The sequence below is a fragment of the Rhodococcus sp. JVH1 genome (genome assembly GCF_000280725.2).
GTDB lineage: Bacteria > Actinomycetota > Actinomycetes > Mycobacteriales > Mycobacteriaceae > Rhodococcus_F > Rhodococcus_F jostii_A.
The window spans coordinates 6,982,751-7,008,164 of the sequence record NZ_CP166289.1; the positions used below are offsets into that span (position 1 = coordinate 6,982,751).

Consider the following 25,414-nt stretch of genomic DNA (forward strand, 5'->3'; position numbering starts at 1 on the left):
CCTTCACGGGCCGATGCTGTCCCGGTAGACCCCCGAAAAGCAGTTAGCGCCCGTCGTGGCGACCCCGCTAGCGGAGGCCGCCGACAGCACGTGCGGAGCGCACACACTGGTGGTCTTCCTGGCCGATGTGGAGGTATATCGGTGCTGTTCTCTCAGTTGCCCGGTCCCCAGGGCTTGTACGACCCGGACCAGGAAGTCGATTCCTGCGGTGTCGCCATGGTGGCGGACGTGCACGGCCGCCGCTCACACTCCATCGTCTCCGATGGACTCCGCGCCCTCGAGAATCTCGAGCACCGCGGTGCGGCAGGATCGGAACCGAACAGCGGAGACGGCGCCGGGATCCTCCTCCAGCTGCCCACCGAATTCTTCGGGGACGTCGTCGACTTCGATCTCCCGGCGCCGCTCGACGACGGCGGCAGCACGTACGCGGCGGGAATCTGCTTCCTCCCGCAGGACCCGCATGCGCGGGCGGCCGCGCAACGACGCGTCTCGGGCCTCGCTGCCGAGGAGGGGCTCGAAATCCTCGGCTGGCGCCGGGTGCCCGTCGATCCGGACGGCGCGGACGTCGGCTCCACGGCCCGGGCCTGCGCGCCGCACATGAGCCAGTTGTTCGTCACCGCACCCGCCGTCGGCGGGATCCGGCCCGGCGGGCTGGCACTCGACCGCCTGGTCTACGCGCTGCGCAAGCGGGCCGAGCAGGTCACTCCCGAGGTCGAGTCCGAGGGCAGCGGCGTGTACTTCCCGTCCCTGTCGAGCCGGACCGTCGTCTACAAGGGAATGCTGACCACGTCGCAGCTGTCCCGGTACTTCCCGGACCTGCGCGATCCGCGGATGGCGAGTGCGATCGCGATCGTGCACAGCCGGTTCTCGACCAACACGTTCCCGTCCTGGCCGCTCGCGCATCCGTTCCGGTTCGTGGCGCACAACGGTGAGATCAACACGGTCCGCGGCAACCGGAACCGCATGCGCGCCCGCGAGGCGTTGCTGTCGAGTTCGGTGATCCCGGGCGACCTGCGCAGGCTGTATCCGATCTGCACCCCCGACGCGTCGGATTCGGCGTCGTTCGACGAGGTCCTCGAATTGCTGCACCTCGCCGGCCGCAGCGTGGCGCACGCGGTGATGATGATGGTGCCGGAGGCGTGGGAGAACGACACGTCGATGTGCCCCGACCGCCGGGCGTTCTATCAGTTCCACGCGTCGCTGATGGAGGCGTGGGACGGACCGGCGTGTGTGACGTTCACCGACGGGACCGTGGTCGGCGCCGTGCTGGACCGCAACGGCCTGCGTCCGGGACGCTGGTGGCAGACCGTCGACGGGCGGGTGGTCCTCGCGAGCGAGAGCGGTGTCCTGGACGTCCCGCAGGCGGAGGTCGTGGCGAAGGGCCGCCTCGAACCGGGGCAGATGTTCCTGGTCGACACGTCCGAGGGCCGGATCGTGCCCGACGAGGAGATCAAGATGCGGCTCGCGGCGGAGCGGCCGTACGCAGAGTGGCTGTACGCCGGTCTGCTCGAACTGAAGACGCTGCCGGATCGCCCGCACGCGCAGCACAACCACGAGTCGGTGGTGCGACGGCAGGTGGCGTTCGGGTACACCGAGGAGGATCTGCGGATCCTGCTCGCGCCGATGGCCGCGTCCGGCGGCGAGCCCCTCGGCTCGATGGGGACGGACACCCCGATCGCCGTCATGTCGCAGCGTTCGCGGCTGCTCTACGACTACTTCGTCGAACTGTTCGCGCAGGTCACGAACCCGCCGCTCGACGCGATCCGTGAAGAGATCGTGACGTCGCTGTCGCGGGTCATGGGACCGGAGCAGAACCTGCTCGAGCCGACCGCGGCGTCGTGCAGGCAGATCGTGCTGCCGTGGCCGGTGCTCGACAACGAAGAGCTGAACAAGATCATCAACGTCAACGCGGACGGCAACCATCCGGGGCTGGCCGCGGCGGTGCTGCGCGCGCTGTACGACGTGGAACGCGGCGGTGCGGGGATGGCCGAGGCGATCGAGGAATTGCGGGCTCAGGCGAGCGCCGCGATCGCGGACGGCTACCGGACGCTGGTGATCTCGGACCGCGACTCCGACCACACCCGCGCGCCGATCCCGTCGCTGCTCGCGGTCGCCGCGGTGCACCATCACCTGGTGCGGACCAAGGAACGCACCAAAGTGGCGCTGGTCGTCGAATCCGGTGACGCCCGCGAGGTCCACCACCTGGCGCTGCTCATCGGGTACGGGGCCGCGGCGGTCAACCCGTACCTCGCGATGGAGTCGATCGAGGACCTCGTGTCCGAGGGCGAACTCACCGGCGTCGAGCACACGATCGCCGTGCGGAACTATCTCACCGCTCTCGGCAAGGGTGTGCTCAAGGTGATGTCGAAGATGGGCATCTCCACCGTCGGCTCGTACACCGCGGCGCAGGTGTTCGAGGCGATCGGCCTGGACCGCGACCTCGTCCACGAGTACTTCACAGGCACCGTCAGCAAGCTGGGCGGCGCCGGTCTCGACGAGATCGCCCGCGAGGTCACCGTCCGCCACCGGCAGGCGTACCCGGACAACCCGGCCGAGTTCGCCCACCGGCGGCTCGAGGACGGCGGAGAGTACCAGTTCCGCCGCGACGGCGAACTGCACCTGTTCACCCCGGAGACGGTGTTCCTGCTGCAGCACGCCACCCGCACCGGTCAGCACGAGGTGTTCGCGAAGTACAGCGAGGAGGTGAACCGGCTGGCCGAGGCCGGTGGGGCACTGCGCGGCCTGTTCACGTTCCGCGAGGGCGTACGCCCGCCGGTGCCGCTGGACGAGGTGGAACCGGTCGAGCGGATCGTCACCCGGTTCAACACCGGCGCGATGAGCTACGGCTCGATCTCCGCCGAGGCCCACGAGACGATGGCCGTCGCGATGAACAATCTCGGCGGACGCTCCAATACGGGCGAGGGTGGCGAGAACGTCGACCGTCTCTACGATCCGTCGCGCCGCAGCGCCGTCAAGCAGGTGGCGAGCGGGCGGTTCGGCGTCACCAGCGACTATCTGATCAACGCCAGCGACATCCAGATCAAGATGGCGCAGGGGGCGAAGCCCGGTGAGGGCGGTCAGCTGCCGGCGTACAAGGTGTACCCGTGGGTCGCGGAGACCCGGCATTCGACGCCGGGGGTCGGGCTCATCTCGCCGCCGCCGCACCACGACATCTACTCGATCGAGGATCTCGCGCAGCTGATCCACGACCTGAAGAACGCCAACGACCGGGCCCGGGTCCACGTGAAGCTGGTCAGCTCGGTGGGTGTGGGAACGGTCGCCGCCGGCGTCAGCAAGGCGCACGCCGACGTGGTCCTGATCTCCGGGAACGACGGCGGGACCGGCGCCACCCCGTTGACGTCGATGAAGCATGCCGGGGCGCCGTGGGAGATCGGGCTGGCCGACGCCCAGCAGACGCTGGTGCTCAACGGACTCCGCGACCGCATCACCGTCCAGTGCGACGGCGGGATGCGCACCGCGCGGGACGTCGTGGTCGCGGCGCTGCTGGGTGCGGAGGAGTTCGGGTTCTCGACGGCCCCGCTGATCGTGGCGGGTTGCATCATGATGCGGGTCTGCCACCTCGACACCTGCCCGGTCGGTGTCGCCACCCAGAACCCGGAGCTGCGCAAGCGGTACACCGGCAAACCGGAGTTCGTGGAGGAATTCTTCCGCTTCGTCGCCGAGGACGTGCGCCAGTACCTGGCGGACCTCGGGTTCCGCAGCATCGACGAGGCCGTCGGTCACGCGGACGTCCTCGAGACCGCGCAGGGGATCGCGCACTGGAAGAACCGGGGACTCGACCTCACTCCGATCTTCGCCGTGGCCACCGGGCCGGACGGGGTGCCGCTGCCGCAGCGGCGCCGGGACCGCGATCAGGACCACGGACTGGACCGGGCGCTGGATCGCACGCTCATCCAGCTGGCCGAGGGTGCCCTCGAGGACGCGCACGCCGTGGAGATCGAGATGCCGGTGCGCAACGTCAACCGGACCGTCGGGACGCTGCTCGGCGCGGAGGTCACCCGCCGGTACGGCGCCGCCGGGCTGCCGGACGACACGATCCGGCTCACGTTCACCGGTTCCGCCGGGCAGTCGCTCGGCGCGTTCCTGCCACCGGGCATCACCATCGACCTGACCGGTGACGCCAACGACTACGTCGGCAAGGGATTGTCGGGCGGACGGATCGTGGTCCGTCCCGCCGACGACGTCCTGTTCGTCCCCGAAACGCAGGTGATCGCGGGCAACACCCTCCTCTACGGCGCCACCTCGGGCGAGCTGTATCTCCGGGGCCGCGTCGGCGAGCGTTTCTCGGTGCGCAACTCCGGTGCGTCGGCCGTCGTGGAGGGTGTCGGCGACCACGCCTGCGAGTACATGACGGGCGGTCGGGTCGTGATCCTCGGACCGACCGGCCGGAACATGGCGGCCGGCATGTCCGGCGGCATCGCGTACGTCCTCGACCTGGACCCCGAGGACGTGAACCGGGCGATGGTGAAGCTCCTGCAACCCGACCCGGACGACCTCGACTGGTTGTGCGGCGCGGTCACCCGGCACCACCGGTGGACCGGTTCCGCGGTGGCGGCGTCGGTGCTCGCCGACTGGCCCCGGCGGTCCGCGTTGTTCACCAAGGTGATGCCGGTGGACTACCAGCGGGTGCTGGACGCGACCCGGATGGCCAAGGCCGAGGGACTCGACGTGGACACTGCGATCATGGAGGCGGCACGTGGCTGATCCGCAGGGCTTTCTGCACATCGTCAAGAAGGAGGCGCGCAAGCGTCCGGTCGCGGAGCGGGTGCACGACTGGCACGAGGTGTATGCGCCGCAGAGTCCGGCCGAGCGGGCCGCCGAGGTGTCCGAGCAGGCCGCCCGGTGCATGGACTGCGGAATCCCGTTCTGCCACTCGGGAAGTGCGGGTTGCCCACTGGGCAATCTGATCCCGGAGTGGAACGACCTGGTGCGGCGCGGCCGCTGGTCGGCGGCCAGTGAACGGCTGCACGCCACCAACAACTTTCCGGAGTTCACGGGGCGGGTGTGTCCGGCGCCGTGCGAGTCGGCGTGTGTGCTCGCCCTCGCCGACACACACACGACCGGCAGCGTCACCATCAAGCGGATCGAGCAGGCCATCGCCGACGTCGCGTGGGAGTCCGGCACGGTGGTGCCCAAGCCGCCGATGATCGCCACGGGCCGCAAGGTTGCGGTGGTCGGTTCCGGCCCGGCCGGCCTCGCGGCGGCGCAGCAGCTGACCCGGGCGGGGCACGACGTCACCGTCTACGAGCGCGACGACCGGCTCGGGGGACTGCTGCGGTACGGCATCCCGGAATTCAAGATGGAGAAGGCGATCCTCGATCAGCGCCTGATGCAGATGCGCGCGGAGGGAACGCACTTCGTCACCGACTGCGAGGTCGGCGTCGACCTCACCGTGGAGCAGATGCGCGAGAACTTCGACGCCGTCGTGCTCGCGATCGGCGCGCTCCGGGGCCGCGACAACACGACCGTCGAAGGCCGGGAGCTGAACGGGATCCACCTCGCGATGGAACACCTGGTCACCTCGAACAAGGAATGCGAGGGTGACGGTCCCGCGACGATCACCGCGAAGGGCAAGCACGTCGTCATCATCGGCGGCGGCGACACCGGGGCCGACTGCCTCGGAACGGCGCACCGCCAGGGCGCGTTGTCGGTGACCCAACTGGACTACAAGCCGGAGTTGCCGACGGAACGGGACGAGGCCGCGACGCCGTGGCCTGCGTGGCCGATGGTGCTTCGTACGTCGCCCGCGCACGCCGAGGGCGGTGTCCGCCGCTATCAGGTCGCGGTGCAGCGTTTCCTCGGTGACGAGAACGGGAACGTGCGATCGATGGTGCTCGCCGAGGTCCGGGTCACCCGCGAGGACGGCAAACGTATCATCACGCCGGTCGGCGAGGAGATCGAATTACCGTGCGAGCTGGCGCTTTTCGCGATCGGATTCGAGGGTGTCGATCTCGGTCCGCTGCTAGACGACTACGGGCTGTCACCCAATCGGCGGGGATCGCTCTCCTGCGGACCGGACTGGCAGACCACCGCACCCGGGGTCTTCGTCTGCGGGGACGCGCACCGCGGCGCGTCGCTGGTGGTGTGGGCGATCGCGGAGGGCAGGTCCGCGGCGCACGCCGTCGACGTGTATCTGACCGGGGCGTCGGACCTCCCGTCGCCGGTGCATCCGACGGCGCTCCCGCTGGCAGTCGTCTAAATGGAGAAGGGCGCGCGGGGCGACTAGGCTCGAGGCCGTGAACCGACGCACGAAGATCGTATGCACACTTGGACCTGCTACCGCCACCGGTGACCGTATTCGCGAGCTCGTCGAAAGCGGTATGGACGTGGCGCGGCTGAATTTCAGCCACGGCGAACACGCCGACCACGAGGAGAACTACAAACGCGTCCGGGCGGCCTCGGACGCGACGGGGAAGGCGGTCGGTGTCCTCGCCGACCTGCAGGGCCCGAAGATCCGGCTCGGCCGGTTCGCCGAGGGGCGCACCACGTGGGCCAACGGTGAGGAAGTGCGGATCACCGTCGACGAGGTCGAGGGCACCCACGACCGGGTGTCGACCACCTACAAGCAGCTCGCCGAGGACGCCAAGGCCGGTGACCGGCTCCTGGTCGACGACGGCAAGGTCGGTCTCGTCGTCTCCGGGGTGGACGGCAACGACGTGATCTGCCGGGTCACCGAGGGCGGCCCGGTCAGCAACAACAAGGGTGTGTCCCTGCCGGGGATGAACGTGTCGGTCCCGGCGCTGTCGGAGAAGGACATCGCCGACCTCGAGTTCGCGCTCGGTCTCGGTGTCGACTTCATCGCCCTGTCGTTCGTGCGGTCGCCGGCCGATGTGGAACTGGTTCACGCCGTGATGGATCGGGTCGGTCGCCGGATCCCGGTGATCGCGAAGCTCGAGAAGCCGGAGGCGATCGACAACCTCGAGGCGATCGTGCTGGCGTTCGACGCGGTGATGGTCGCCCGTGGTGACCTGGGGGTGGAGTTGCCGCTCGAGCAGGTGCCGCTGGTGCAGAAGCGGGCGATCCAGATAGCCCGGGAGAACGCGAAGCCGGTCATCGTCGCGACGCAGATGCTGGAGTCGATGATCGAGAACTCGCGGCCCACCCGCGCCGAGGCGTCCGACGTCGCGAACGCGGTCCTCGACGGTGCGGACGCGGTCATGCTGTCGGGTGAGACGTCGGTGGGCAAGTACGTGATGGAGACGGTGCGCACGATGGCGCGGATCGTCGAGGCGGTGGAGAACGAGTCCACTCAGGTGCCGCCGCTCACGCATGTGCCGCGGACCAAGCGCGGTGTCATCTCGTACGCGGCCCGCGACATCGGGGAGCGGCTGGATGCGAAGGCGCTGGTCGCGTTCACCCAGTCCGGGGACACGGTGCGCCGGTTGGCGCGGCTGCACACGCCGTTGCCGTTGTTGGCGTTCACCCCGCTGCCGGAGGTGCGCAGCCAGTTGTCGCTGACGTGGGGTACCGAGACGTTCATCGTCGATCCGGTCGAGAGCACCGACGCGATGGTGCGGCAGGTCGACCACGCGCTGCTCGGGTTGGGCCGGTACCAGAAGGGGGAACTGGTGGTCATCGTGGCCGGGTCGCCGCCCGGCACCGTTGGCTCGACCAACCTGATCCACGTCCACAGAATCGGCGAAGAGGACCACTAGGTGAGCGAAGTCGCGGCGAAGACCGATCTCCAGACCCTGCTCGAACTTCTCGATCTCGAGAAGACCGGGGAGGACACGTACCGAGGTCGGCATCCCGCGCAGGTGGGTAGCCGGACGTTCGGCGGCCAGTTGATTTCCCAGGCACTGGTCGCCGCCGGCCGCACCGTGAGCGGCGAGCGTGCCGTGCACGCGATCAACGCTCACTTCATCCGCGGCGGCGACGTCAAGGAACCCATCGAATACCGCGTCGAGCGGCACCGTGACGGACGGGCCTTCGCGAACCGTCAGGTCACGGCGCTGCAGAACGGTGAGGAACTGTTCGTCATGCTGGCGGCGTTCCAGGACTGGGGCAAGGGTCTCGAGCACGCGGTCGAGGTGCCCGATGTGCCGTTCCCGGACACGCTGCCGCCACTGGGCGACCACTTCCTCGGGTACGAGGATCGACTGAAGATGTTCGTCGACGCGCTCAAGCCGATCGACATGCGTTACGCGAACGACCCGTCGTGGATCATGAAGGGCACCGGGGAGAAGCTCACCCACAACCGGGTCTGGATGAAATCGGACGGCGACCTTCCCGACGATCCGCTGATTCACGTGGCCGTCATGGGCTACTCGTCGGACACCACGGTCCTGGATTCCATCATCACCACCCACGGACTGTCGTGGGGGCTGGACCGGATCGTCGCGGCCACCGTCAACCATTCCATCTGGTTCCACCGGCCGTTCCGGTTCGACGACTGGACGCTCTACGCCACCGAATCGCCGGTCGCGGCGGGGTCCCGCGGTCTCGCGACGGGGCGGTTCTTCTCCCTGGAAGGCGAGTTGCTGGCGACCGTGGTCCAGGAGGGCCTGATCCGCCACTTCCCGCCGCGGAAGTAGCGGCCCCGCCATTCCTTTGCCACCGAACGAGTTTGAACGGTAGTTCAACTGGTGGCCGCGGCGTATGGTCGGTCTGGAATCTCCGAAACGGAACGGACGTGCACTATGAGCGCAGACGCACCCGAGCAGAAGAACACCGGCCGGCCGGCCGAGACCGAAGTTCCCCTTCCCGACGACGAGGCGCTCGCCGCAGCCAAGAAGAAGGTGGAGGAGATCGACGCCCGCTACGAGCCGGGCGCCCGCGAGACGGTCGTCCTGCCCGGCTCCGACGGCACGGTGTCCGGTACCGCCTTCGACGACTACGTCGACGACGAGGGAAACCTGAAAAAGCCTGAGCCCGAGAAGGACTCGTAGACTCCCGTCGACGGGCGCCCGTTCTGCCTGCCCGATGTCCCGCTTGTGCGGTCGAAACTGCGCAAATGGGACATCGGGCGACGTGTGGGTGCGCGTCGACGGGTGTCCTGCGTGTATCTCTCGCCGATGACCGAGGTCCGGGGTTAGACTTCGCCATCTTTTCTGGTGAGTTTCACCTCGTGATCGGGGATATGGGTCGTGGACTGGAACAACGTCGTCTGGGACAGCGCAATGTGGCTGCTCAAGGCCTACGTCATGACTGTCGTCGCGTTCGTCGTCGTAGTGATACTGCTCGCGCGGTTCACCAAATGGGGGAGGCAGTTCTGGCGCTTCGCCGCGCCGTACTTCGATCCGCGGCGCAGCCTCAAGCCGTTGACGATCCTGGCGGTGCTGCTGCTGTCGACGGTCTTCGCGGTGCGGATGACGGTGCTGTTCTCCTACTGGTACAACGACTTCTACGATTCGATCCAGAACCTGGACGAGTCGGCGTTCTGGCACTTCCTCCGCGTCTTCGCCATTCTGGCGACCGTCCACGTGGTTCGGGCCCTGATCGAGTACCTGATCGGGCAGACCCTCGACATCGACTGGCGGACGTGGCTCAACCACCATCTCGTCGACGACTGGCTCGACAGCCGCGCCTATTACCGTGACCGATTCCTGGACGACGCGATCGACAACCCGGACCAGCGCGTCCAGGCCGACATCACCAACTTCGTGACCACGTCCCGCTCGCTGTCGATGGGCGCGGTGACGGCCGTGCTGTCGATCGTGTCGTTCACGGGAATCCTGTGGGATCTGTCCGGCCCGATGACGGTGTTCGGCGTCGAGATCTCGCGGGCGATGATCTTCCTCGTCTACATCTACGTGCTGGTGACCACGGTGGTCGCGTTCTGGATCGGCAAGCCCCTCATCAAGCTGAACTTCCTCAACGAGAAACTGGGCGCCAACTTCCGCTACGCGCTGATCCGGGTGCGGGAGTACGGCGAGAGCATCGCGTTCTACCGCGGCGAGAACGTCGAGCGCCGCACGCTTGCCGGACGGTTTGCGGACGTCATCCGGAACATGTGGCAGATCGTCTTCCGGACGTTGAAGTTCAGTGGATGGAACCTCACGGTCAACCAGACGGCCGTCATCTTCCCGTTCCTCGTGCAGGGTCCGCGACTGTTCACCGGTCAGGTGTCGCTCGGTGACGTGATGCAGACGTCGCAGGCGTTCGGGCAGGTCCACGACTCCCTGTCCTTCTTCCGCGAGTCGTACGCCGACTTCGCGAGTTTCCGCGCCACCCTCATCCGACTCAACGGGCTGGCCAACGACAACCAGCACGCCGCCGAACTTCCGATCCTGAAGACCGGCAAGTCGGGCGACGACCTCCAGGTCGAGAAGCTGGATGTGCGCATCCCCACGGGCCAGACTCTCATCGAGGGCCTCGACCTGACCGTGAACCCGGGGCAGTCGTTGCTGGTCAAGGGCCCCTCCGGCTCGGGCAAGACCACCCTGCTCCGCACACTCGCCGATCTGTGGCCGTACGCAGACGGCACCGTGTCGCGGCCCGCGGGGGAGGCCATCTTCCTGTCCCAGCGGCCGTACCTGCCGCTCGGTTCGCTGCGAACCGCACTGGCGTACCCGAAGGAGCCGACGGCGGCCGACGACGTCGTGCGCGCTGCGCTGTCGGAGGTGTCGCTCGGCAATCTCGGGGATCGGCTCGACGAGACCGCCGACTGGACGCGGATCCTGTCGCCGGGTGAGCAGCAGCGTCTCGCGTTCGCGCGGGTGCTGATCGCACGGCCCGCGGTGATCTTCCTCGACGAGGCCACGTCGGCCATCGACGAGGGCCTCGAATACACGCTCTACACGCTGCTCCGGACCGAACTCCCGGACAGCATCGTGGTGAGTGTGGGCCACCGCAGCACCCTCAACCAGTTCCATTCCCGCGGTGTGGAACTCGAGGGCGAGGGGCGGTGGACGGAGTCGGAACTCGTCGGGTGACTCGTGCTGCGGGCTACCCGGCGTCCAGTCGAGTGGTGAACTGCAGGACGCGATAAGGGTCGCCGGTCGTCGTGTTCCATTGCGACACAAACAGATGCAGATCGTCCAGTGTGGACGCCGGGTGGATGAATCCGCCGTAGATCTGCGCCCACGTGCCGTCCGCCGCTCCCCAGTCGCCGCCCGCGATCTGGACGGTCGGTTCCGACCACGCTCCGTCGATGCGCTCCGCCGTGCGTGTGACGATCGCGTACGCGGTGGGATCGAAGTACGCGAGGACCCAGGTGCCGTCGATCCGTCGCAGGCACATCTCGCCGACGGGGCCCGGCAGGATCGGGGTCGCGGGCTGCCCCCACGACCACTCCGTGCCGCGGTCCCAGCCCCATTCTTCGTACGCTGCGGGCTCGAGGATGCACGATTCCGGGACCCGCCGGAGAATCATCCCACCAGGAGTGGTGCGGTCGAACGCGCTCGAGACGACGTAGACGTAGCCGTCGTGCCGCTCCATGGTCCACAGCTGATCGAGCGACCGGCCACGGTTGTCCCAGCGGGCGGGCGAGCGGTGCCAGTTCTCGCCACCGTCGTCCGACCAGGCGAGATACGTGAAGTTCGTCGGCCACGCACGTGACCTCCACGAGTGCACGCTGACGACGGACAGGTAGGTCCGATCACCGATCGTGACGGCGTCAGCGGGAACGACGGTGAACTCGGTGCCCGCCGATTCCCGGTCGGGGAGTTCGCGGTCGTCGTGCGCGTTCGGCAGGATCTCCGCCGCCGTCCGGCCGCCGGCCGCGGAGTCGAACTCGATGCCGCCGCGGAGATCGGTGGTGGTGGAGCGCAACATCACGGGGCTGCGCCACCGCCTGCCGTGCCGGCCGTGCCGGCCGTGCGAGCTGAACGTGTCGCCGAAGAAGAACGCGACTCTCCCGTCGGGCAGGCGCGCGGGACAGCCGAGGTCGGTGCCGTGCACACCCCAGCGGCGCGTCGCCTCGCCGGTGACCTCCTTCACGAAGGTCGCTGCGGGTGTGGTCGTGCTGCCCGCGATACGCGTTTCTCCCGTGTCGGTGAATCCGGTGGTCAGGACGTCTTGCGGTAGGACGCGGCGAGTTCGTCGGCCCGATCCCACGGGGACCAGTCGACCTCGCGGCCGTCCAGTTGCGCTTCGACCACCTCGAGTCCCGCGTGCCAGCCGGCGGCGTGGGCGTAGGCGGATTCTTCTTCTTCCACGGTGTGGGTGAGCGTCAGCCAGCAGCCTCCGCTGCCGTCGGGGACGAGTTCCCAGTGCAGGGTCTCGGCGTCCCACAGGTACTCGAGGATGTGCGCGGGATGCACCGAGATGACCGTCCCGGTGGTGGTCTGATCTGCGGGCAATCCGAATCGGCGCACCTGCTCCGGCGTCACGCGGAAGACGAGTTCGGCGCCCGGGGTGAGGTCGAACTCGACGTCGGCGGGGAACCAGGCCTTCAGGTACTGCGGGTCGGTGAGAACTCGCCACACCTTCTCCGGCGAGTGCGAGAGCGCTTGCTGGAATCGAAGGGCTACCCGCCCGTCGTAGGTGAAAGTGACGGTGCCGAGCTCCATGGGTGACCTCCGTGCTCGAGGGCGTACCTGTCCCACCATGGTACTGGCAGGACGGCGCAGATCCCCAGGATCGGGCACAAAAAACCGCCGCTACCTGCGGGGTCGTCAGTCGACGGCGGAAGAGAGCCCCAGATGCAGCAGACGGTGCGGGTCGGCGAGGATGTCGATTCGGGCGATCTTTCCACCTGCGACGCCGAAGGCCATGACCGACATGGCCTTTCCCTCGGGCGCGGTCACGACCCCGGCGGCGCCGTTCACCAGGGCGAGCCGGGCGAAAGGAGCGAAGCGCGAGAAGGTGAGGGCCTGCTCGCCGACGGCGCGGGCTCCGCGCACGAGAGAGGATCCGTCCGCGCCGCCGTCGGCCCGCAGGACGATGTCCGGGTCGAGCAACGCGAGGAGGTCGTCGATCCGGCCGCCCCGCGAGGCGGCCATGAATGCCTCGACGATCTCGCGCTGCCGGGTCAGGTCGGTATCCGGAACCGGCCCCGAACCCTGGACGCGGCGGCGCGCGCGGCTCGCCAGCTGACGGGACGCGGCGGCGGTGCGTCCGGCGATCGGGGCGATCTCGTCGAAGGACAGGGCGAACATGTCGTGCAACACGAATGCGAGCCGCTCGGCGGGCGTCAGCGTGTCGAGCACGACACCCGGGCGACGACCGTCGTCAGCCAACCCGGCAGATTCTCCACATCCGAGGTCTCGGCACGGCTGAGGCGGAGCCAGCCCTCCTGCACGGCGTCCTCCGCTTCGCTGATCGAGCCGAGCATCCGGTAGGCGACCGCCGACAGATGCGTCCGGTTCTCCTCGAAGCGGTGTGCCAGAACTTCGTCGTCGTTCATCTGTCACATTCTGCCGTCGCGGTTCGTCATGTCAGTGACAACGAAAATCACCCGGTGTGACAGAAGATCACCCGAATACCTTTGGAGGCAGGCAATCATGAAAGCCCGGATGACCAACCCCGCGATGATCGTTCCCGACGCCATGAAGTCTCTGCTGACTCTGGGAAAGGCAGCGTCGAAGGCGGACGTGCCGCCGGTGACCCACGCTCTCGTGCATCTGCGGTCGAGCCAGATCAACGGCTGCAGCGTGTGCGTGGACATGCATTCGCGTGAACTGGAGAAGGAGGGCGAGACCAACGAGCGGATCTTCGCGGTGGCGGCGTGGCGGGAGGCTCCGTATTTCAGCGACGCCGAACGCGCGGCCCTGGCGCTGGCCGAGTCGATGACCCGGTTGAGCGACCGTTCGGACCCGGTGCCCGACGACGTGTGGAACGAGGCCGCCCGGCACTACGACGAGCAGGCGCTCGCGTCGCTGGTCCTGTCGATCGCCACCGTGAACCTGTGGAACCGGCTCAACGCCGCCACCCGGCAGGTCGCGGGCGGACAGTGGTGACGGAAACACCATGACGGGGGACGAGATGCGAATCGCAGGCCAGATAATGCATCTGACCTGCGATTCGCGAAAATTTCTGGCAGTGCCCTCGGTGAGACTCGAACTCACACTGGACGGGTTTTGAATCCGTTTCCTCTGCCAATTGGGATACGAGGGCGTGTTGCGCTGTACCACTGTAGAAGATCGCCGTCGGGAGTCAACCACCGGTACCCTTCTAACGTTCGCTCCCCGCGCCGGGGTCGTCCGAGCAGAGGAGAATGGTGGCCATGAACGCTCCCCAGCAGCAAGGTGTGCCGTCGCAGCCGCGACGGGTCGTGGTGGCCGAGGACGAGGCGCTGATCAGGCTCGATCTGGTCGAGATGCTGCGGGAAGAGGGCTACGACGTGGTCGGTGAGGCGGGTGACGGGCAGGCCGCCGTCGACCTGGCGGTGGAGCTCAAACCCGACCTCGTGATCATGGACGTGAAGATGCCCCGTCGTGACGGCATCGATGCGGCCTCGGAGATCGCGGCGAAACGTATTGCGCCCGTGGTCATTCTCACAGCGTTCAGTCAGCGCGAGCTGGTGGAGCGGGCTCGCGACGCCGGGGCGATGGCCTACCTCGTCAAGCCGTTCTCCACGGCCGACCTGGTTCCTGCGGTCGAGTTGGCGGCCAGCCGCTTCAAGGAGGTGACCGCGCTCGAGCGGGAGATCTCCGATCTGTCGGAGCGTCTGGAGACCCGCAAGATCGTCGAGCGGGCGAAGGGCGTGTTGATGGAGAAACAGTCCCTGACCGAGCCCGAAGCATTCAAGTGGATCCAGCGGGCCGCGATGGACCGCCGGTCGACGATGAAGGCGGTCGCGCAGGTGGTGCTCGAGACCCTCGGTGGGGAAGCTCCCACCAGCTGACCCGCGAGATCGGCGACAGGCGATGCGTTTTCGCCGGAGGCGTCAGGCGCCGGTGGGGAAGTCCGCGGATCGGCTGACGTCCGCCCACCGGAGGGTCTCGACAGCGCGCTCGCGGGACGACTTCTCGGTCATCTCGACGGCGCCGGCCCCGAGCAGCAGACGCAGCGGGGCGTCCTCGGCGGCAACCACATCCATGATGATCCGAGCGGCCCGGGCCGGGTCGCCGGGCTGAGTGCCGTCCGTGTCCTGCCGATAGCGGTTCATCGCGCCGACCGTCGCCTCGTAGTCGGGGCCGACCGAGCTGCGTTTCATCGACGAACCCTGCCAGTCGGTGCGAAACGCCCCGGGTTCCACGATGAGCACCGTCACGCCGAACGGTTTCACCTCGGCCGCCAGGACTTCGGAGAATCCCTCGACGGCGAACTTCGCTGCCTGATAGGCACTCAACCCCGGCGTGCCACCGACACGGCCTCCGACGGAGGAGAACTGCACGAAGCAGCCCCTACGCTGTTCGCGCAGGATCGGCAGTGCGGCCCGGGTGACGTTGACGACGCCGAAGAAGTTGGCGTCGATCTGCTGCCGGAAATCCTCGTCATCCATTTCTTCGATCGGGACGCTGTTGGCGTAGCCGGCGTTGTTCACCACCACGTCGAGGCCCCCGAACTCGCCGACCGCGGTGGCGACTGCCGCGCGGGCGGCCGCGGCGTCGGTGACGTCCAGGGCGACCGCCCGGACCCGGTCGCCGTACGTGTCGACCAGGTCGGTGAGCTGTTCGGGCTGCCGGGCGGTGGCGACCAGGTTGTCGCCACTGCCCAGGACTGCTGTCGCGAGTTCCCTGCCGAAACCGCGTGAGCTTCCGGTGACGAGCCACGTCTTCGCCATGGTGTACTCCATCCCGCATGCTTGCAACTGACTGGTTGGATGTTTATGAAATCCATGGAACACCTGCCGAAGCACGCTGTCAACCAACTATTTGGTTGCTAGCCTGGGCGCATGGTGCGCGACGCAGAGGCAACGAAGAAGCGACTACTCGACGCGGCGGCGGCCGAGTTCGCCGAATTCGGCATCGCCGGGGCGCGGGTCGACCGCATCGCCCTGGCCGCCAAGGCGAACAAGTCGATGATCTACGCGTACTTCGGCGACAAGGGGCAACTCTTCGACGCGGTCTTCTCCGCCCACGTGGTGGCGTTCACCGAGCAGGTGCGGTTCGACGCCGCCGACCTCCCCGGGTACGCGGGGCGCTCGTTCGACCTGTACGAGGACAACCCGGCGACGCTCCGGCTCGCCACCTGGTACCAACTCGAGCGCCCCGACGGTGACCCACTCCAGGTGGTGGTCGCGTCCAATCGGTCCAAGCTCGCCGACATCGAGCGAGCGCAGAGAAGTGGTGTGCTGCCAACCCGATTCGAGCCCGTGGAACTGCTCACCGTCGTTCGATCCGTCGCGATGTCCTGGCACACGCAGACACCGGAACTCGGTGCCTCGGCCCCCGCGGACCGGGCCCGCCGGCGCCAGGTGGTCGTCGACTCCGTGCGCCTTCTCGTCGGCGCCTGAGGCCGGCCACGCTACGGCCGCGTAAACACTCGTCGTATTCAGATCACAGTAAGGTCACGAGCCTTTCTGGACGGATCGCGAACGCCGCCGGACCGCTAGCGTCTGATCCCACAGCGGACGCCAACTCGGGTGGCGCCCGCACTCAGGTGATCTAAGGAGAGTTTGGATGGCTAAACGGACCCTCGTGCGGGCGGCCGCGGTTCTCGGCGCGGCATCACTCGCACTGGCAGGTTGTAGTTCGGACAGTGGCGACGACTCCGCGAGTGGGAGTGACAGCTCTGCCTCGGCCACCACTGTTTCCACCGACTGCACGCCCGAAGAGGCGGCGGCAGCGGGTGCCCCGTCCACGGCGCCGCTGAAGATCGGCACTCTGCTTCCCGACACGGGAAGCCTCTCCTTCCTCGGACCGCCGATGGTGGCGGGCACCCAGCTCGGCGTCAACGACGTCAATGCGGCCGGTGGTGTTCTCGGCCAGCCGGTCCAGCTGATTCCCGGCGACTCGGGCGACACCACCACCGACACGGCGAACACCACCGTGGACCGGGAACTGGCCGCCGGCACCCAGGTGATCATCGGCGCGGCGTCGTCCTCGGTGTCGCTGAAGGTCATCGACAAGGTGTCCAGCGCCGGCGTCGTGATGTTCTCCCCGGCCAACACGTCCGACCAGTTCGTCTGCTACCCGGACAAGGGCCAGTACTTCCGCACCGCGCCCACCGACGTGTTGCAGGCTCAGGCTGTGTCGCAGCTCATCTCGGACGACGGCGGCCAGCGCGTGTCCATCCTGGCCCTCAACGACCCGTACGGAACCGGGCTCGCCGACAACATCCAGAAGAACCTCGTCGACGCGGGCATCCCCGAGGATCAGATCCAGAAGATCATCTACGACCCCAACGCGCAGTCGTTCAACTCCGAGATCGACCAGGTCAAGGACTTCGCCCCCGACGCCGTCGCGGTGGTCGGATTCGAGGAGTCGGCGAAGATCATCACCCGTATGCACGAGGTCGGCATCGGCCCGTCCGACGGCATGAAGGTCTACGGCGTGGACGGCAACATGGGTAACGCGCTCGGCGAGTCGGTGGCCGCACCGCTGCTCGACGGCATGCAGGGCACCACGCCGCTCACCGACGTCGGTCCGGCCTTCCAGGATCGTCTCAAGGGCATCAACCCGGGGCTGATCGACTTCAACTACGCCGGTGAGTCCTACGACGCCGTCGTCGTTTCCGCGCTCGCCGCGGAAGCCGCGAAGTCGACGGCAGGTCGCGACATCGCCGCGAACATCAACGCCGTCACCGAGGGCGGAACCCCGTGCACGTCGTACCAGGAGTGCCTGCCGCTCGTGCAGGCCGGCACGGACGTCGACTACAACGGCATCACCGGCAAGCTCGACTTCACCGCCGCAGGCGAGCCGTCCATCGGTTCGTACGGCAAGCTGAAGTTCGGTGCCGACAACAAGCTGACGACGGACGGATACATCGTCGTCGGCGGATGATCGCACTCACCTGAAACGGACTGTGGGCCAGGGAAACCTGGCCCACAGTCGTGTCCGAAACCACCGGACCTACTTCTTCTCCTGACTTCCCGCGAGGGTCCCGAGGTACAGCTCGATCACCTTCGGGTCGTGCATCAGGTTGGGTCCCGAGTCGGTGTAGGCGTTGCGGCCCTGGTCGAGGACGTAGCCGCGGTCGCAGATCTGCAGGCACCGGCGGGCGTTCTGCTCGACCATAATCACCGAGACGCCCGCCGCGTTGATCCGCTTGCAGCGGATGAACACCTCGTCCTGGAACATCGGGGACAGTCCGGCGGACGGCTCGTCGAGCAGCAGCACGGACGGTTCCATCATCAGTGCCCGTCCCATGGCGACCATCTGCCGTTCACCGCCGGACAGGGCGCCCGCCTTCACCTTCTTCCGTTCGACGAGCAGCGGGAAGAGGTCGCCGACGAATGCGAATCTCTCCGCGAAGAGCTTGGGCCGCAGATACATCCCCATCTCGAGGTTCTCCTCGATGGTGAGCGACGGAAAGACGTTCTGCGTCTGCGGGACGTAGCCGACACCCTTCTGCACGAGAACGTGGGCGGGTTTGGACGTGATGTCCTCACCGCGCAGGGTCACCGAACCCTCACGCACCGGTATCAGCCCGAACAGCGACTTCAGGAGCGTGGACTTCCCGGCGCCGTTGGGACCGATGATGCCGACGATCTCACCCTCGCGCAGGAAGAAATTGCACTCGCGGAGGATGTTGACGCCGGGGATGTACCCGGCCACCACACCGTCCGCGCGGACGAGGGCACCCTCGGCGAGCCGGGCGTGCTCCTCGGGTGTGGCCGCGAATTCCGCTGGGGTCAGTTCGGTCATGTGTTCTCACGCCTCAGCTCGGTGATGTCGGGTTCGGAGAGGTCGCCGCCGGTCTCGAGGGTTTCGGCCTCGGCGTTCTCGAGTGCCTCGGCCAGAACGGCCGTCGCGCCCACCGGATTTCCCTCGTCGTCGAACTCGAGCGCCTGATCGTGGTGGCTGCCCAGGTAGGCGTCGACCACCGCGTTGTTGGACGAGAGGTGTCCCGGTGTGGACTCGGCGATCACACTGCCCTGCGCCATCACCACCACCCAGTCGCTGATGTCGCGGATGACGTCCATGTCGTGTTCGACGAACACGACGGTCATGCCCTCGTCCCGAAGCGACTTGATGTGGCCCAGCAGGCTCTGGGTGAGCGCCGGGTTCACGCCGGCCATCGGCTCGTCGAGCATCACCACGGTCGGCTCGGTCATCAGCGCCCGCGCCATCTCGAGCAACTTGCGCTGACCACCGGACAGCGAGCCGGCTAGATCGTCGGACTTGGTGTCGAGCTTGAACCGCGCGAGTAGTTCGTTGGCTCGTTCGGTGACGGCCCGTTCCTGCGCCTTCCACGTCCACGGCAGGAGCGTGTTGAAGATCCGCTCACCGCGCTGCCCGGTGGCGCCGAGCCGCACGTTGTCGAGCACCGTCAGCTTCGACAGCGCCTTGGTGAGCTGGAACGTGCGGACGACGCCGCGGCGGGCCACCTGGTGCGGATACATCCGGCCCAGGGACTGGCCATCCATCGACCACGAACCGCTGTCCGGCCGGTCGAAACCGGTGAGCAGGTTGAACAGGGTGGTCTTGCCTGCGCCGTTCGGCCCGATCAGTCCGGTGATGCAGCCGCGCTGGATCTCCAGATGCGCCACGTCGACGGCCTTGAGCCCGCCGAACGTCCGGGACACGTTGTCGACCACGAGGATCGGGTCGGGTTTCGGTGCGCCGGGGGAGTGCGGGACGTCGGTGAAGATCGAGGCCCGTTCCTCGGCGGTGAGCACGGTGTCGGTCTGCAGATGATCCGGCAGTCTGTGGTCAGGCATTGAGCTGCACCTCCCGCTTGTTGCCCAGTATGCCCTGTGGCCGGAAGACCATCAGCACCGCGATCATGATGCCGAGCAGGACGAACCGCATGGCCCCGACCTGCTGTTCCGTCAGCGGCAGCAGCGGCTCCGGCCCGGAGATCGCCTGTCGCAACAGGGCGTCCGGGATGGCCAGCAGGAACCAGAACAGCATCGCGCCGACCACCGGTCCGAAGACCGTGGCCGCGCCGCCGAGGATGAGGGCGCCGAACGCGAAGAACGTCTGTGCGGTGGAGTAGAAGTCGGGGTTGATCGACTTGGTCTGCAGTGCGTTGAACACGCCGCCGAGCCCGCCGATCATGCCGCCGAGGACCAGCGCCTGCATCTTGTAGACGAACACGTTCTTGCCGAGGGCGCGTGCGGCGTCCTCGTCCTCGCGGACGGCCTTGAGGACACGGCCCCACGGGCTGTGCGTCAGGAGAAACACGAACCCGCACAGCACCAGGACGAGAGTCCACCCCACGACCATCGACCAGAGGTCGTCGCCGTAGAACTTGACGCCGAGGAAGTTGTACTGCTTACCCGAGTCGAACGGGCTGAGCGTCGTGAACGGGTCCGCGAAGCCGAACAGCCCGTTGGTGGATCCGGTGATGGAATCCGATGCGGTGGAGCGGAAGATCAGCCGCAGGATCTCGGATGCGGCGATCGTGACGATGGCGAGATAGTCGGCCCGCAACCGCAGCGTCGGGATACCGAGGACGACGGCCAGCAGTCCGGCCGCGGCGAGACCGACGAGGATGCCGACCCACAGCGGCTGCTGGTAGGTGACGGTCATGATCCCGACGCCGTAGCCGCCGAGGAGGGCGAAACCGATCTGACCGAAGTTGAGCAGTCCGGCGTAGCCGAAGTGCAGGTTGAGGCCGATCGCCAGCAGCGCGTAGAAGATTGCGGACGGGCCGATCAGCTGGGCGAGCGAGACCTGGAGTGCTCCTGCGATGTCCATGCCCTCACCCGATCCTTTGCCGGCTGCCGAGAATGCCCTGAGGCCGGACCACCAGGATGACGATCAAGATGAGCAGTCCTCCGATGTACTTGAGGTCGGGGTTGATCACCAGCGTCGACAGCTGGACGAGCAGACCGACGATCACGCAGCCGAGCAGCGCGCCGTAGGCGGTGCCGAGTCCGCCGAGCGTGATGCCGGCGAACATCAGCAGCAGGAGCTTGAAGCCCATCTCCCACTGCACGCGGCCGCCGAGTTCGGAGATGCCGAACAGGACGCCGCCGAGCGCGGCGAGACCGCCGCCGAGACCCCACACGAAGCGGATCACCCGTTCGACGTCGATGCCGGACGACGCGGCCAGGTCACGGTTGTCGGACACCGCGCGCATGGCCTTGCCGATGCGCGTCTTCTGCAGCAGCAGGGCCACTCCGACGAGAACGACGAGACTGATGCCGATGCTCACGAGGTTGGCGTCGGTGATCGCGATCGGACCCCAGTGCCTCTCCACCTGGGCCTGGTAGTCGACGAACGGTTCCGCGCGATCGGAGAAGAAGATCAGGATCAGGTAGCGCAGGGAGATCGCGAGCCCGATCGACACCACCAGCTGCGCTATCAGGCCGGTCTTGCGTCGCCGCAGCGGTTTCCAGATCCCGGCATTGTTCAGCAGTCCGATCAGGATTCCCACGAAGACCGCGAGGATCGTGGCCGGGATCAGTTGCACACCGAACGTCACGTTGATCACCCACGCCGCCACCGCGCCGAGGGTGACGAGTTCGCCGTGCGCGAAGTTCGTCAGGCCGGTGGTGCCGTAGATCAGGCTCAGCCCGACGCCGGCGATGGCGATCACGAGACCGAATCGGAGTCCGTCGATGGTCTGGCGAATCAGCTTCTCGTAGAACGGGACCGCGGAACCGGTGCGGGCCTCGCCGAACGAGAAGATCACCGTGTTGGTGCGACCGGCCACCACTTCCCGCTGCACCGTGGCCTGCACGCTGACGTCGTCGGGAAGCGAGTCCGCCACGATCTCGAACGTGTACGTGCCGGGCGCGACCTGGAGTTCCCAGCGGCCGTTGGACTCCGACGTCGCCTTCGCCACCTCGTTGCCCGACGAATCGAGAGCGCGCACCTCGACGTCCGCGAGCCGTTCGCCGGCGTTGTTCAGATTGCCGCTGACCCGGACCGCGTTCTCCGGGGGCACCGGTTGCCCGCTCGTCGCGGGCGGTGGGGGCGGTGGGGTGGGTTCCTGCGCCGAAGCGGGACCGCCGAAGGCGATCGCCGCGACGAGGCCGAGCAGGACGAGGACGAACGCACGGCCGAGTTGCCGGGTGACCGACCCTCGCCTCGTGCGTTTCCTCGCGGATTTCGGTCGCGTCTTCACTGCTGGGAGTCGCTTCCTCACGGTTGGGGCCACGCAGGTCCTCCGGGGACGTGTAGATCGGTCAGGAACGTGCTTGCGACGGACTCGACTACCGCCCGTGCCGCAATTTCCGGACTCTAACGGCTCCGGTCGCGCGAAATGGGGTTCTCGGATTTCCGGCACGTTTCGGTTGGGTATCGAACCATCCGGCTGATCGGTGTCGGATCCGCTCCCTAGACTGGGCAACCGTGAGCCCTGCAACCACCCCCCGGTCCACCACGTCCCCCGCGTCCGGCGCAGCAGCGTCGTCCGACGATCGCCCCACCCTGATGCTGCTCGACGGCCACTCGCTGGCCTTCCGTGCGTTCTACGCCCTGCCCGCCGAGAACTTCAAGACACACAGCGGTCAGGTCACCAACGCCGTCTACGGGTTCACGTCGATGTTGATCAACCTGCTGCGCGACGAACAGCCCAGCCACGTGGCGGCGGCGTTCGACGTGTCCAGGCAGACGTTCCGGGCCGAGAAGTTCCCGGAGTACAAGGCCAATCGCAGCAAGGCGCCGGACGAGTTCAAGGGGCAGGTCGAGATCACCAAGGACGTCCTCGGGGCCCTCGGCATCCCGGTGATGGCCGAGGAAGGCTTCGAGGCCGACGACATCATCGCCACGCTCACCACCCAGGCCGAGGCGCTCGGGTACCGCGTCCTCGTGGTGACCGGCGACCGGGACTCGCTCCAGTTGGTCACCGACGGGGTCACGGTGCTCTACCCGAAGAAGGGCGTCTCGGACCTCACCCGGTTCACGCCGGCGGCCGTCGAGGAGAAGTACGGGCTCACACCTGCGCAGTACCCCGACTTCGCGGCGCTGCGCGGCGACCCGAGCGACAACCTGCCGGGCATCCCGGGGGTGGGGGAGAAGACCGCCACCAAGTGGATCAAGGAGTACGGCGATCTCGTCGGCCTGGTCGACAACGTCGACAAGGTCCGCGGCAAGGTCGGTGACGCGCTGCGGGAGAACCTGCCGAACGTGCTGCTCAACCGGGAACTGACCGAGATGGTGCGCGACGTCCCGTTGCCGTACACCCCGGACCAGCTGATGCTCGCGCAGTGGGATCGGGAGAAGATCCACGCGCTGTTCGACGACCTCGAGTTCAAGGTGCTGCGCGACCGGCTGTTCGCCACATTGGCCCCCGTCGAAGCGGAGGCCGAGGAGGGCTTCGAGGTGCGGGGGAGCGCGCTCGATCCCGGGGCGGTCGCGGACTGGCTGTCGGCGCACGCGTCGACGGGCGAGCGATCCGGCGTGTCGGTGGTCGGCACCCGCACCCCGTACGGCGGTGACGTGACGGCGATCGCCGTCGCCGCCGCAGACGGCGAGGGCGCCTACATCGCCACCGCGTCCGCCACCCCGGAGGACGAGAAGGCGCTCGGCGACTGGCTCGCGGACGCCGATCAGCCGAAGGCCCTGCACGAGGCCAAATGGGCGATGCACGCACTGCGCGGACGCGGCTGGGTGCTCGGTGGTCTCACCAGCGACACCGCGCTGGCGGCCTACCTGGTGCGTCCCGGGCAGCGGACGTTCAACCTCGACGACCTGTCGCTGCGGTACCTGCGCAGGGAGCTGCGGGTGGAGGAGACCGGCGAAGAGCAGCTGTCGCTGCTCGACGACGCCGACCAGGTCGACGCAGAAGCCGCCGAGACCGAAATTCTCAGCGCCCGCGCCGTCCTCGACCTCGCGGCCGCGCTCGACACCGAACTCGACAACATCGAATCGACGGCGCTGCTGTCCGAGATGGAGTTGCCGCTGCTGGAGGTGCTGGCCGACATCGAGGCGTCCGGTATCGCCGTCGACGGCACCCACCTGCACGACTTGCAGAGCCGGTTCGCGGCCGAGGTCTCCGCGGCGGCGGAGGCGGCCTACGGGGTCATCGGCAAGCAGATCAACCTCGGGTCGCCCAAGCAGCTGCAGGTCGTGCTGTTCGACGAGCTGGAGATGCCCAAGACGAAGAAGACGAAGACCGGGTACACCACGGACGCCGAGGCGTTGCAGAACCTGTTCGAGAAGACGTCGCACCCGTTCCTCGAGCACCTGCTCGCGCACCGCGACGCGACGCGGCTGAAGGTCACCGTCGACGGTCTGCTGAAGACGGTCGCCGAGGACGGGCGGATCCACACGACGTTCAACCAGACCGTCGCGGCCACCGGCCGGCTGTCGTCGACCGAGCCGAACCTCCAGAACATCCCGGTGCGCACGGATGCGGGCCGGCAGATCCGGGACGGCTTCGTCGTCGGCGAGGGCTACGATTCGCTGCTCACGGCCGACTACAGCCAGATCGAGATGCGGATCATGGCCCACGTGTCCGGTGACGAGGGCCTGATCGAGGCGTTCAACACCGGCGAAGACCTGCACAGCTTCGTCGGCGCGCGTGCGTTCGGCGTCCCGATCGAGGAGGTCACACCGGAGCTGCGCCGCCGGGTGAAGGCGATGTCGTACGGGCTGGCGTACGGGCTGAGCGCGTTCGGTCTGGCCGCCCAGCTCAAAATCTCGACCGAAGAGGCCAAATCGCAGATGGAGGCGTACTTCGCCCGGTTCGGCGGGGTACGCGACTACCTGCACGAGGTCGTGGAACAGGCCCGCAAGGACGGCTACACGTCGACGCTGTACGGGCGTCGCCGCTACCTGCCCGACCTCACCAGCGACAACCGCCAGCGGCGGGAGGTCGCCGAGCGCGCCGCGCTCAACGCCCCCATCCAGGGCACGGCCGCCGACATCATCAAGGTCGCGATGATCAACGTGCAGCGGTCACTGCGCGACGCGGGCCTGAAGTCGCGGATGCTGCTGCAGGTCCACGACGAGCTGGTGCTCGAGGTCGTCGATTCGGAACGGGAACAGGTCGAACAGCTGGTCCGCGACAAGATGTCCTCGGCTATCGAACTGTCGGTGCCGCTCGACGTGTCCGTCGGCACCGGTCGCAGCTGGGACGCCGCCGCACACTAGGCGGCGGCGGTCCTCCGCCCTATTCGGCCGGCGCCTGCTCGGCGATCTGCTTGCGCACCTCGTCCATGTCGAGAGCCTTGACCTGCGTGAGAAGATCCTCGAGCGCCGCGGGCGGCAGCGCACCCGGCTGGCTGAACACCAGCACACCCTCGCGGAACGCCATGATGGTCGGGATCGACCGGATGTTCGCGGCAGCGGCGATGCCCTGTTCCGCTTCGGTGTCGACCTTGGCGTGCACGACGTCGGGGTGCTGCTCCGACGAGGCCTCGAAGGTGGGGGCGAAGGAGCGGCACGGACCGCACCACGATGCCCAGAAGTCGACCAGAACGACGTCGTTGCCGGTCACGGTCTCGTCGAAGTTCTGCTGAGTCAGAGTCTTGGTTGCCACAAGGGTCCTTTCGTTCGGTGACTGC

General features: G+C 67.5%; 19 protein-coding genes, 1 tRNA gene and 1 pseudogene. 11 read left to right on the plus strand and 10 right to left on the minus strand.

From position 1 onward, the window contains the following. The first annotated feature begins 141 nt into the window (after positions 1-141). The 6 genes from gltB to JVH1_RS32710 all read left to right on the plus strand — a co-directional run bounded on the left by gltB (position 142) and on the right by JVH1_RS32710 (position 10,895). Positions 142-4,725: a glutamate synthase large subunit gene (gltB, locus tag JVH1_RS32685; RefSeq protein WP_009473663.1), complete on the plus strand. Its 4,584-nt coding sequence runs from the start codon at positions 142-144 to the stop codon at positions 4,723-4,725. Then, positions 4,718-6,220, plus strand: coding sequence for a glutamate synthase subunit beta (locus JVH1_RS32690; RefSeq protein ID WP_009473662.1), 1,503 nt, complete (start codon positions 4,718-4,720; stop codon positions 6,218-6,220). Before gltB ends, JVH1_RS32690 begins: the two co-directional genes overlap by 8 nt. A 37-nt stretch (positions 6,221-6,257) precedes the next feature. After that, positions 6,258-7,676, plus strand: a complete 1,419-nt coding sequence (gene pyk / locus JVH1_RS32695; protein ID WP_009473661.1) for a pyruvate kinase — start codon at positions 6,258-6,260, stop codon at positions 7,674-7,676. Further along, positions 7,677-8,555, plus strand: a complete 879-nt coding sequence (locus JVH1_RS32700; RefSeq protein WP_009473660.1) for an acyl-CoA thioesterase II — start codon at positions 7,677-7,679, stop codon at positions 8,553-8,555. It abuts the gene before it with no gap. 105 nt (positions 8,556-8,660) lie between these two features. After that, positions 8,661-8,909 (plus strand): hypothetical protein, encoded by a 249-nt coding sequence (locus JVH1_RS32705; protein ID WP_009473659.1) that lies wholly within the window; start codon positions 8,661-8,663, stop codon positions 8,907-8,909. A gap of 198 nt (positions 8,910-9,107) precedes the next feature. After that, positions 9,108-10,895: an ABC transporter ATP-binding protein/permease gene (locus tag JVH1_RS32710; RefSeq protein ID WP_009473658.1), complete on the plus strand. Its 1,788-nt coding sequence runs from the start codon at positions 9,108-9,110 to the stop codon at positions 10,893-10,895. Positions 10,896-10,908: 13 nt separating this feature from the next. On the opposite strand, the gene JVH1_RS32715 is transcribed toward JVH1_RS32710, so the two are convergent. The 3 genes and pseudogenes from JVH1_RS32715 to JVH1_RS32725 all read right to left on the minus strand — a co-directional run bounded on the left by JVH1_RS32715 (position 10,909) and on the right by JVH1_RS32725 (position 13,309). After that, complete coding sequence (locus JVH1_RS32715; protein WP_009473657.1) at positions 10,909-11,901, minus strand: DUF4185 domain-containing protein; 993 nt, start codon at positions 11,899-11,901, stop codon at positions 10,909-10,911. A 68-nt stretch (positions 11,902-11,969) separates the two neighbouring features. Then, positions 11,970-12,473, minus strand: a complete 504-nt coding sequence (locus JVH1_RS32720) for an SRPBCC family protein (RefSeq protein ID WP_005260370.1) — start codon at positions 12,471-12,473, stop codon at positions 11,970-11,972. A gap of 105 nt (positions 12,474-12,578) precedes the next feature. Beyond that, positions 12,579-13,309: pseudogene (locus JVH1_RS32725) on the minus strand (sigma factor). Between the two features lie 97 nt (positions 13,310-13,406). Between JVH1_RS32725 and JVH1_RS32730 the strand changes: the two are divergent. Then, positions 13,407-13,862 (plus strand): carboxymuconolactone decarboxylase family protein, encoded by a 456-nt coding sequence (locus JVH1_RS32730; protein ID WP_009473654.1) that lies wholly within the window; start codon positions 13,407-13,409, stop codon positions 13,860-13,862. Positions 13,863-13,945: 83 nt separating this feature from the next. Here the strand turns inward: JVH1_RS32730 and JVH1_RS32735 are convergent. Then, a tRNA-Leu gene (locus tag JVH1_RS32735) sits at positions 13,946-14,019 on the minus strand. 100 nt (positions 14,020-14,119) lie between these two features. On the opposite strand from JVH1_RS32735, the gene JVH1_RS32740 reads away from it, so the two are divergent. Beyond that, complete coding sequence (locus tag JVH1_RS32740; RefSeq protein ID WP_005260374.1) at positions 14,120-14,749, plus strand: ANTAR domain-containing response regulator; 630 nt, start codon at positions 14,120-14,122, stop codon at positions 14,747-14,749. Between the two features lie 42 nt (positions 14,750-14,791). Here the strand turns inward: JVH1_RS32740 and JVH1_RS32745 are convergent, their stop codons facing one another. Next, complete coding sequence (locus JVH1_RS32745; RefSeq protein WP_009473652.1) at positions 14,792-15,631, minus strand: oxidoreductase; 840 nt, start codon at positions 15,629-15,631, stop codon at positions 14,792-14,794. Between the two features lie 111 nt (positions 15,632-15,742). Here JVH1_RS32745 and JVH1_RS32750 point away from each other — a divergent pair, with 111 nt between their 5' ends. Both JVH1_RS32750 and JVH1_RS32755 read left to right on the plus strand, forming a co-directional pair. Continuing rightward, positions 15,743-16,303 carry a TetR family transcriptional regulator gene (locus tag JVH1_RS32750; protein WP_009473651.1) on the plus strand — a complete coding sequence of 187 codons (561 nt, stop codon included), beginning with the start codon at positions 15,743-15,745 and terminating at the stop codon, positions 16,301-16,303. Positions 16,304-16,469: 166 nt separating this feature from the next. Continuing rightward, positions 16,470-17,792 (plus strand): ABC transporter substrate-binding protein, encoded by a 1,323-nt coding sequence (locus tag JVH1_RS32755; protein ID WP_007295814.1) that lies wholly within the window; start codon positions 16,470-16,472, stop codon positions 17,790-17,792. Between the two features lie 69 nt (positions 17,793-17,861). Here the strand turns inward: JVH1_RS32755 and JVH1_RS32760 are convergent, their stop codons facing one another. The 4 genes from JVH1_RS32760 to JVH1_RS32775 are packed head-to-tail and all read right to left on the minus strand — an operon-like array spanning position 17,862 to position 22,029. Then, positions 17,862-18,656, minus strand: a complete 795-nt coding sequence (locus tag JVH1_RS32760) for an ABC transporter ATP-binding protein (protein ID WP_005247455.1) — start codon at positions 18,654-18,656, stop codon at positions 17,862-17,864. Further along, the gene (locus tag JVH1_RS32765; protein WP_009473650.1) at positions 18,653-19,672 is read right to left on the minus strand and encodes an ABC transporter ATP-binding protein; all 1,020 of its coding nucleotides are present in this window, start codon (positions 19,670-19,672) and stop codon (positions 18,653-18,655) included. Before JVH1_RS32765 ends, JVH1_RS32760 begins: the two co-directional genes overlap by 4 nt. Further along, positions 19,665-20,654, minus strand: coding sequence for a branched-chain amino acid ABC transporter permease (locus JVH1_RS32770; RefSeq protein ID WP_009473649.1), 990 nt, complete (start codon positions 20,652-20,654; stop codon positions 19,665-19,667). The genes JVH1_RS32765 and JVH1_RS32770 overlap by 8 nt, the downstream gene beginning before the upstream one ends. Positions 20,655-20,658: 4 nt before the next feature. Further along, the gene (locus tag JVH1_RS32775) at positions 20,659-22,029 is read right to left on the minus strand and encodes a branched-chain amino acid ABC transporter permease (RefSeq protein ID WP_009473648.1); all 1,371 of its coding nucleotides are present in this window, start codon (positions 22,027-22,029) and stop codon (positions 20,659-20,661) included. Positions 22,030-22,256: 227 nt separating this feature from the next. Between JVH1_RS32775 and polA the strand changes: the two genes are divergently transcribed. Continuing rightward, entirely contained in the window at positions 22,257-25,001 is a 2,745-nt protein-coding gene (polA, locus tag JVH1_RS32780; protein WP_011594168.1) for a DNA polymerase I, read from the plus strand. Positions 25,002-25,020: 19 nt separating this feature from the next. On the opposite strand, the gene trxA is transcribed toward polA, so the two are convergent. Next, the gene (gene trxA / locus JVH1_RS32785; RefSeq protein WP_005260388.1) at positions 25,021-25,389 is read right to left on the minus strand and encodes a thioredoxin; all 369 of its coding nucleotides are present in this window, start codon (positions 25,387-25,389) and stop codon (positions 25,021-25,023) included. Between the last annotated feature and the right edge of the window lie 25 nt (positions 25,390-25,414).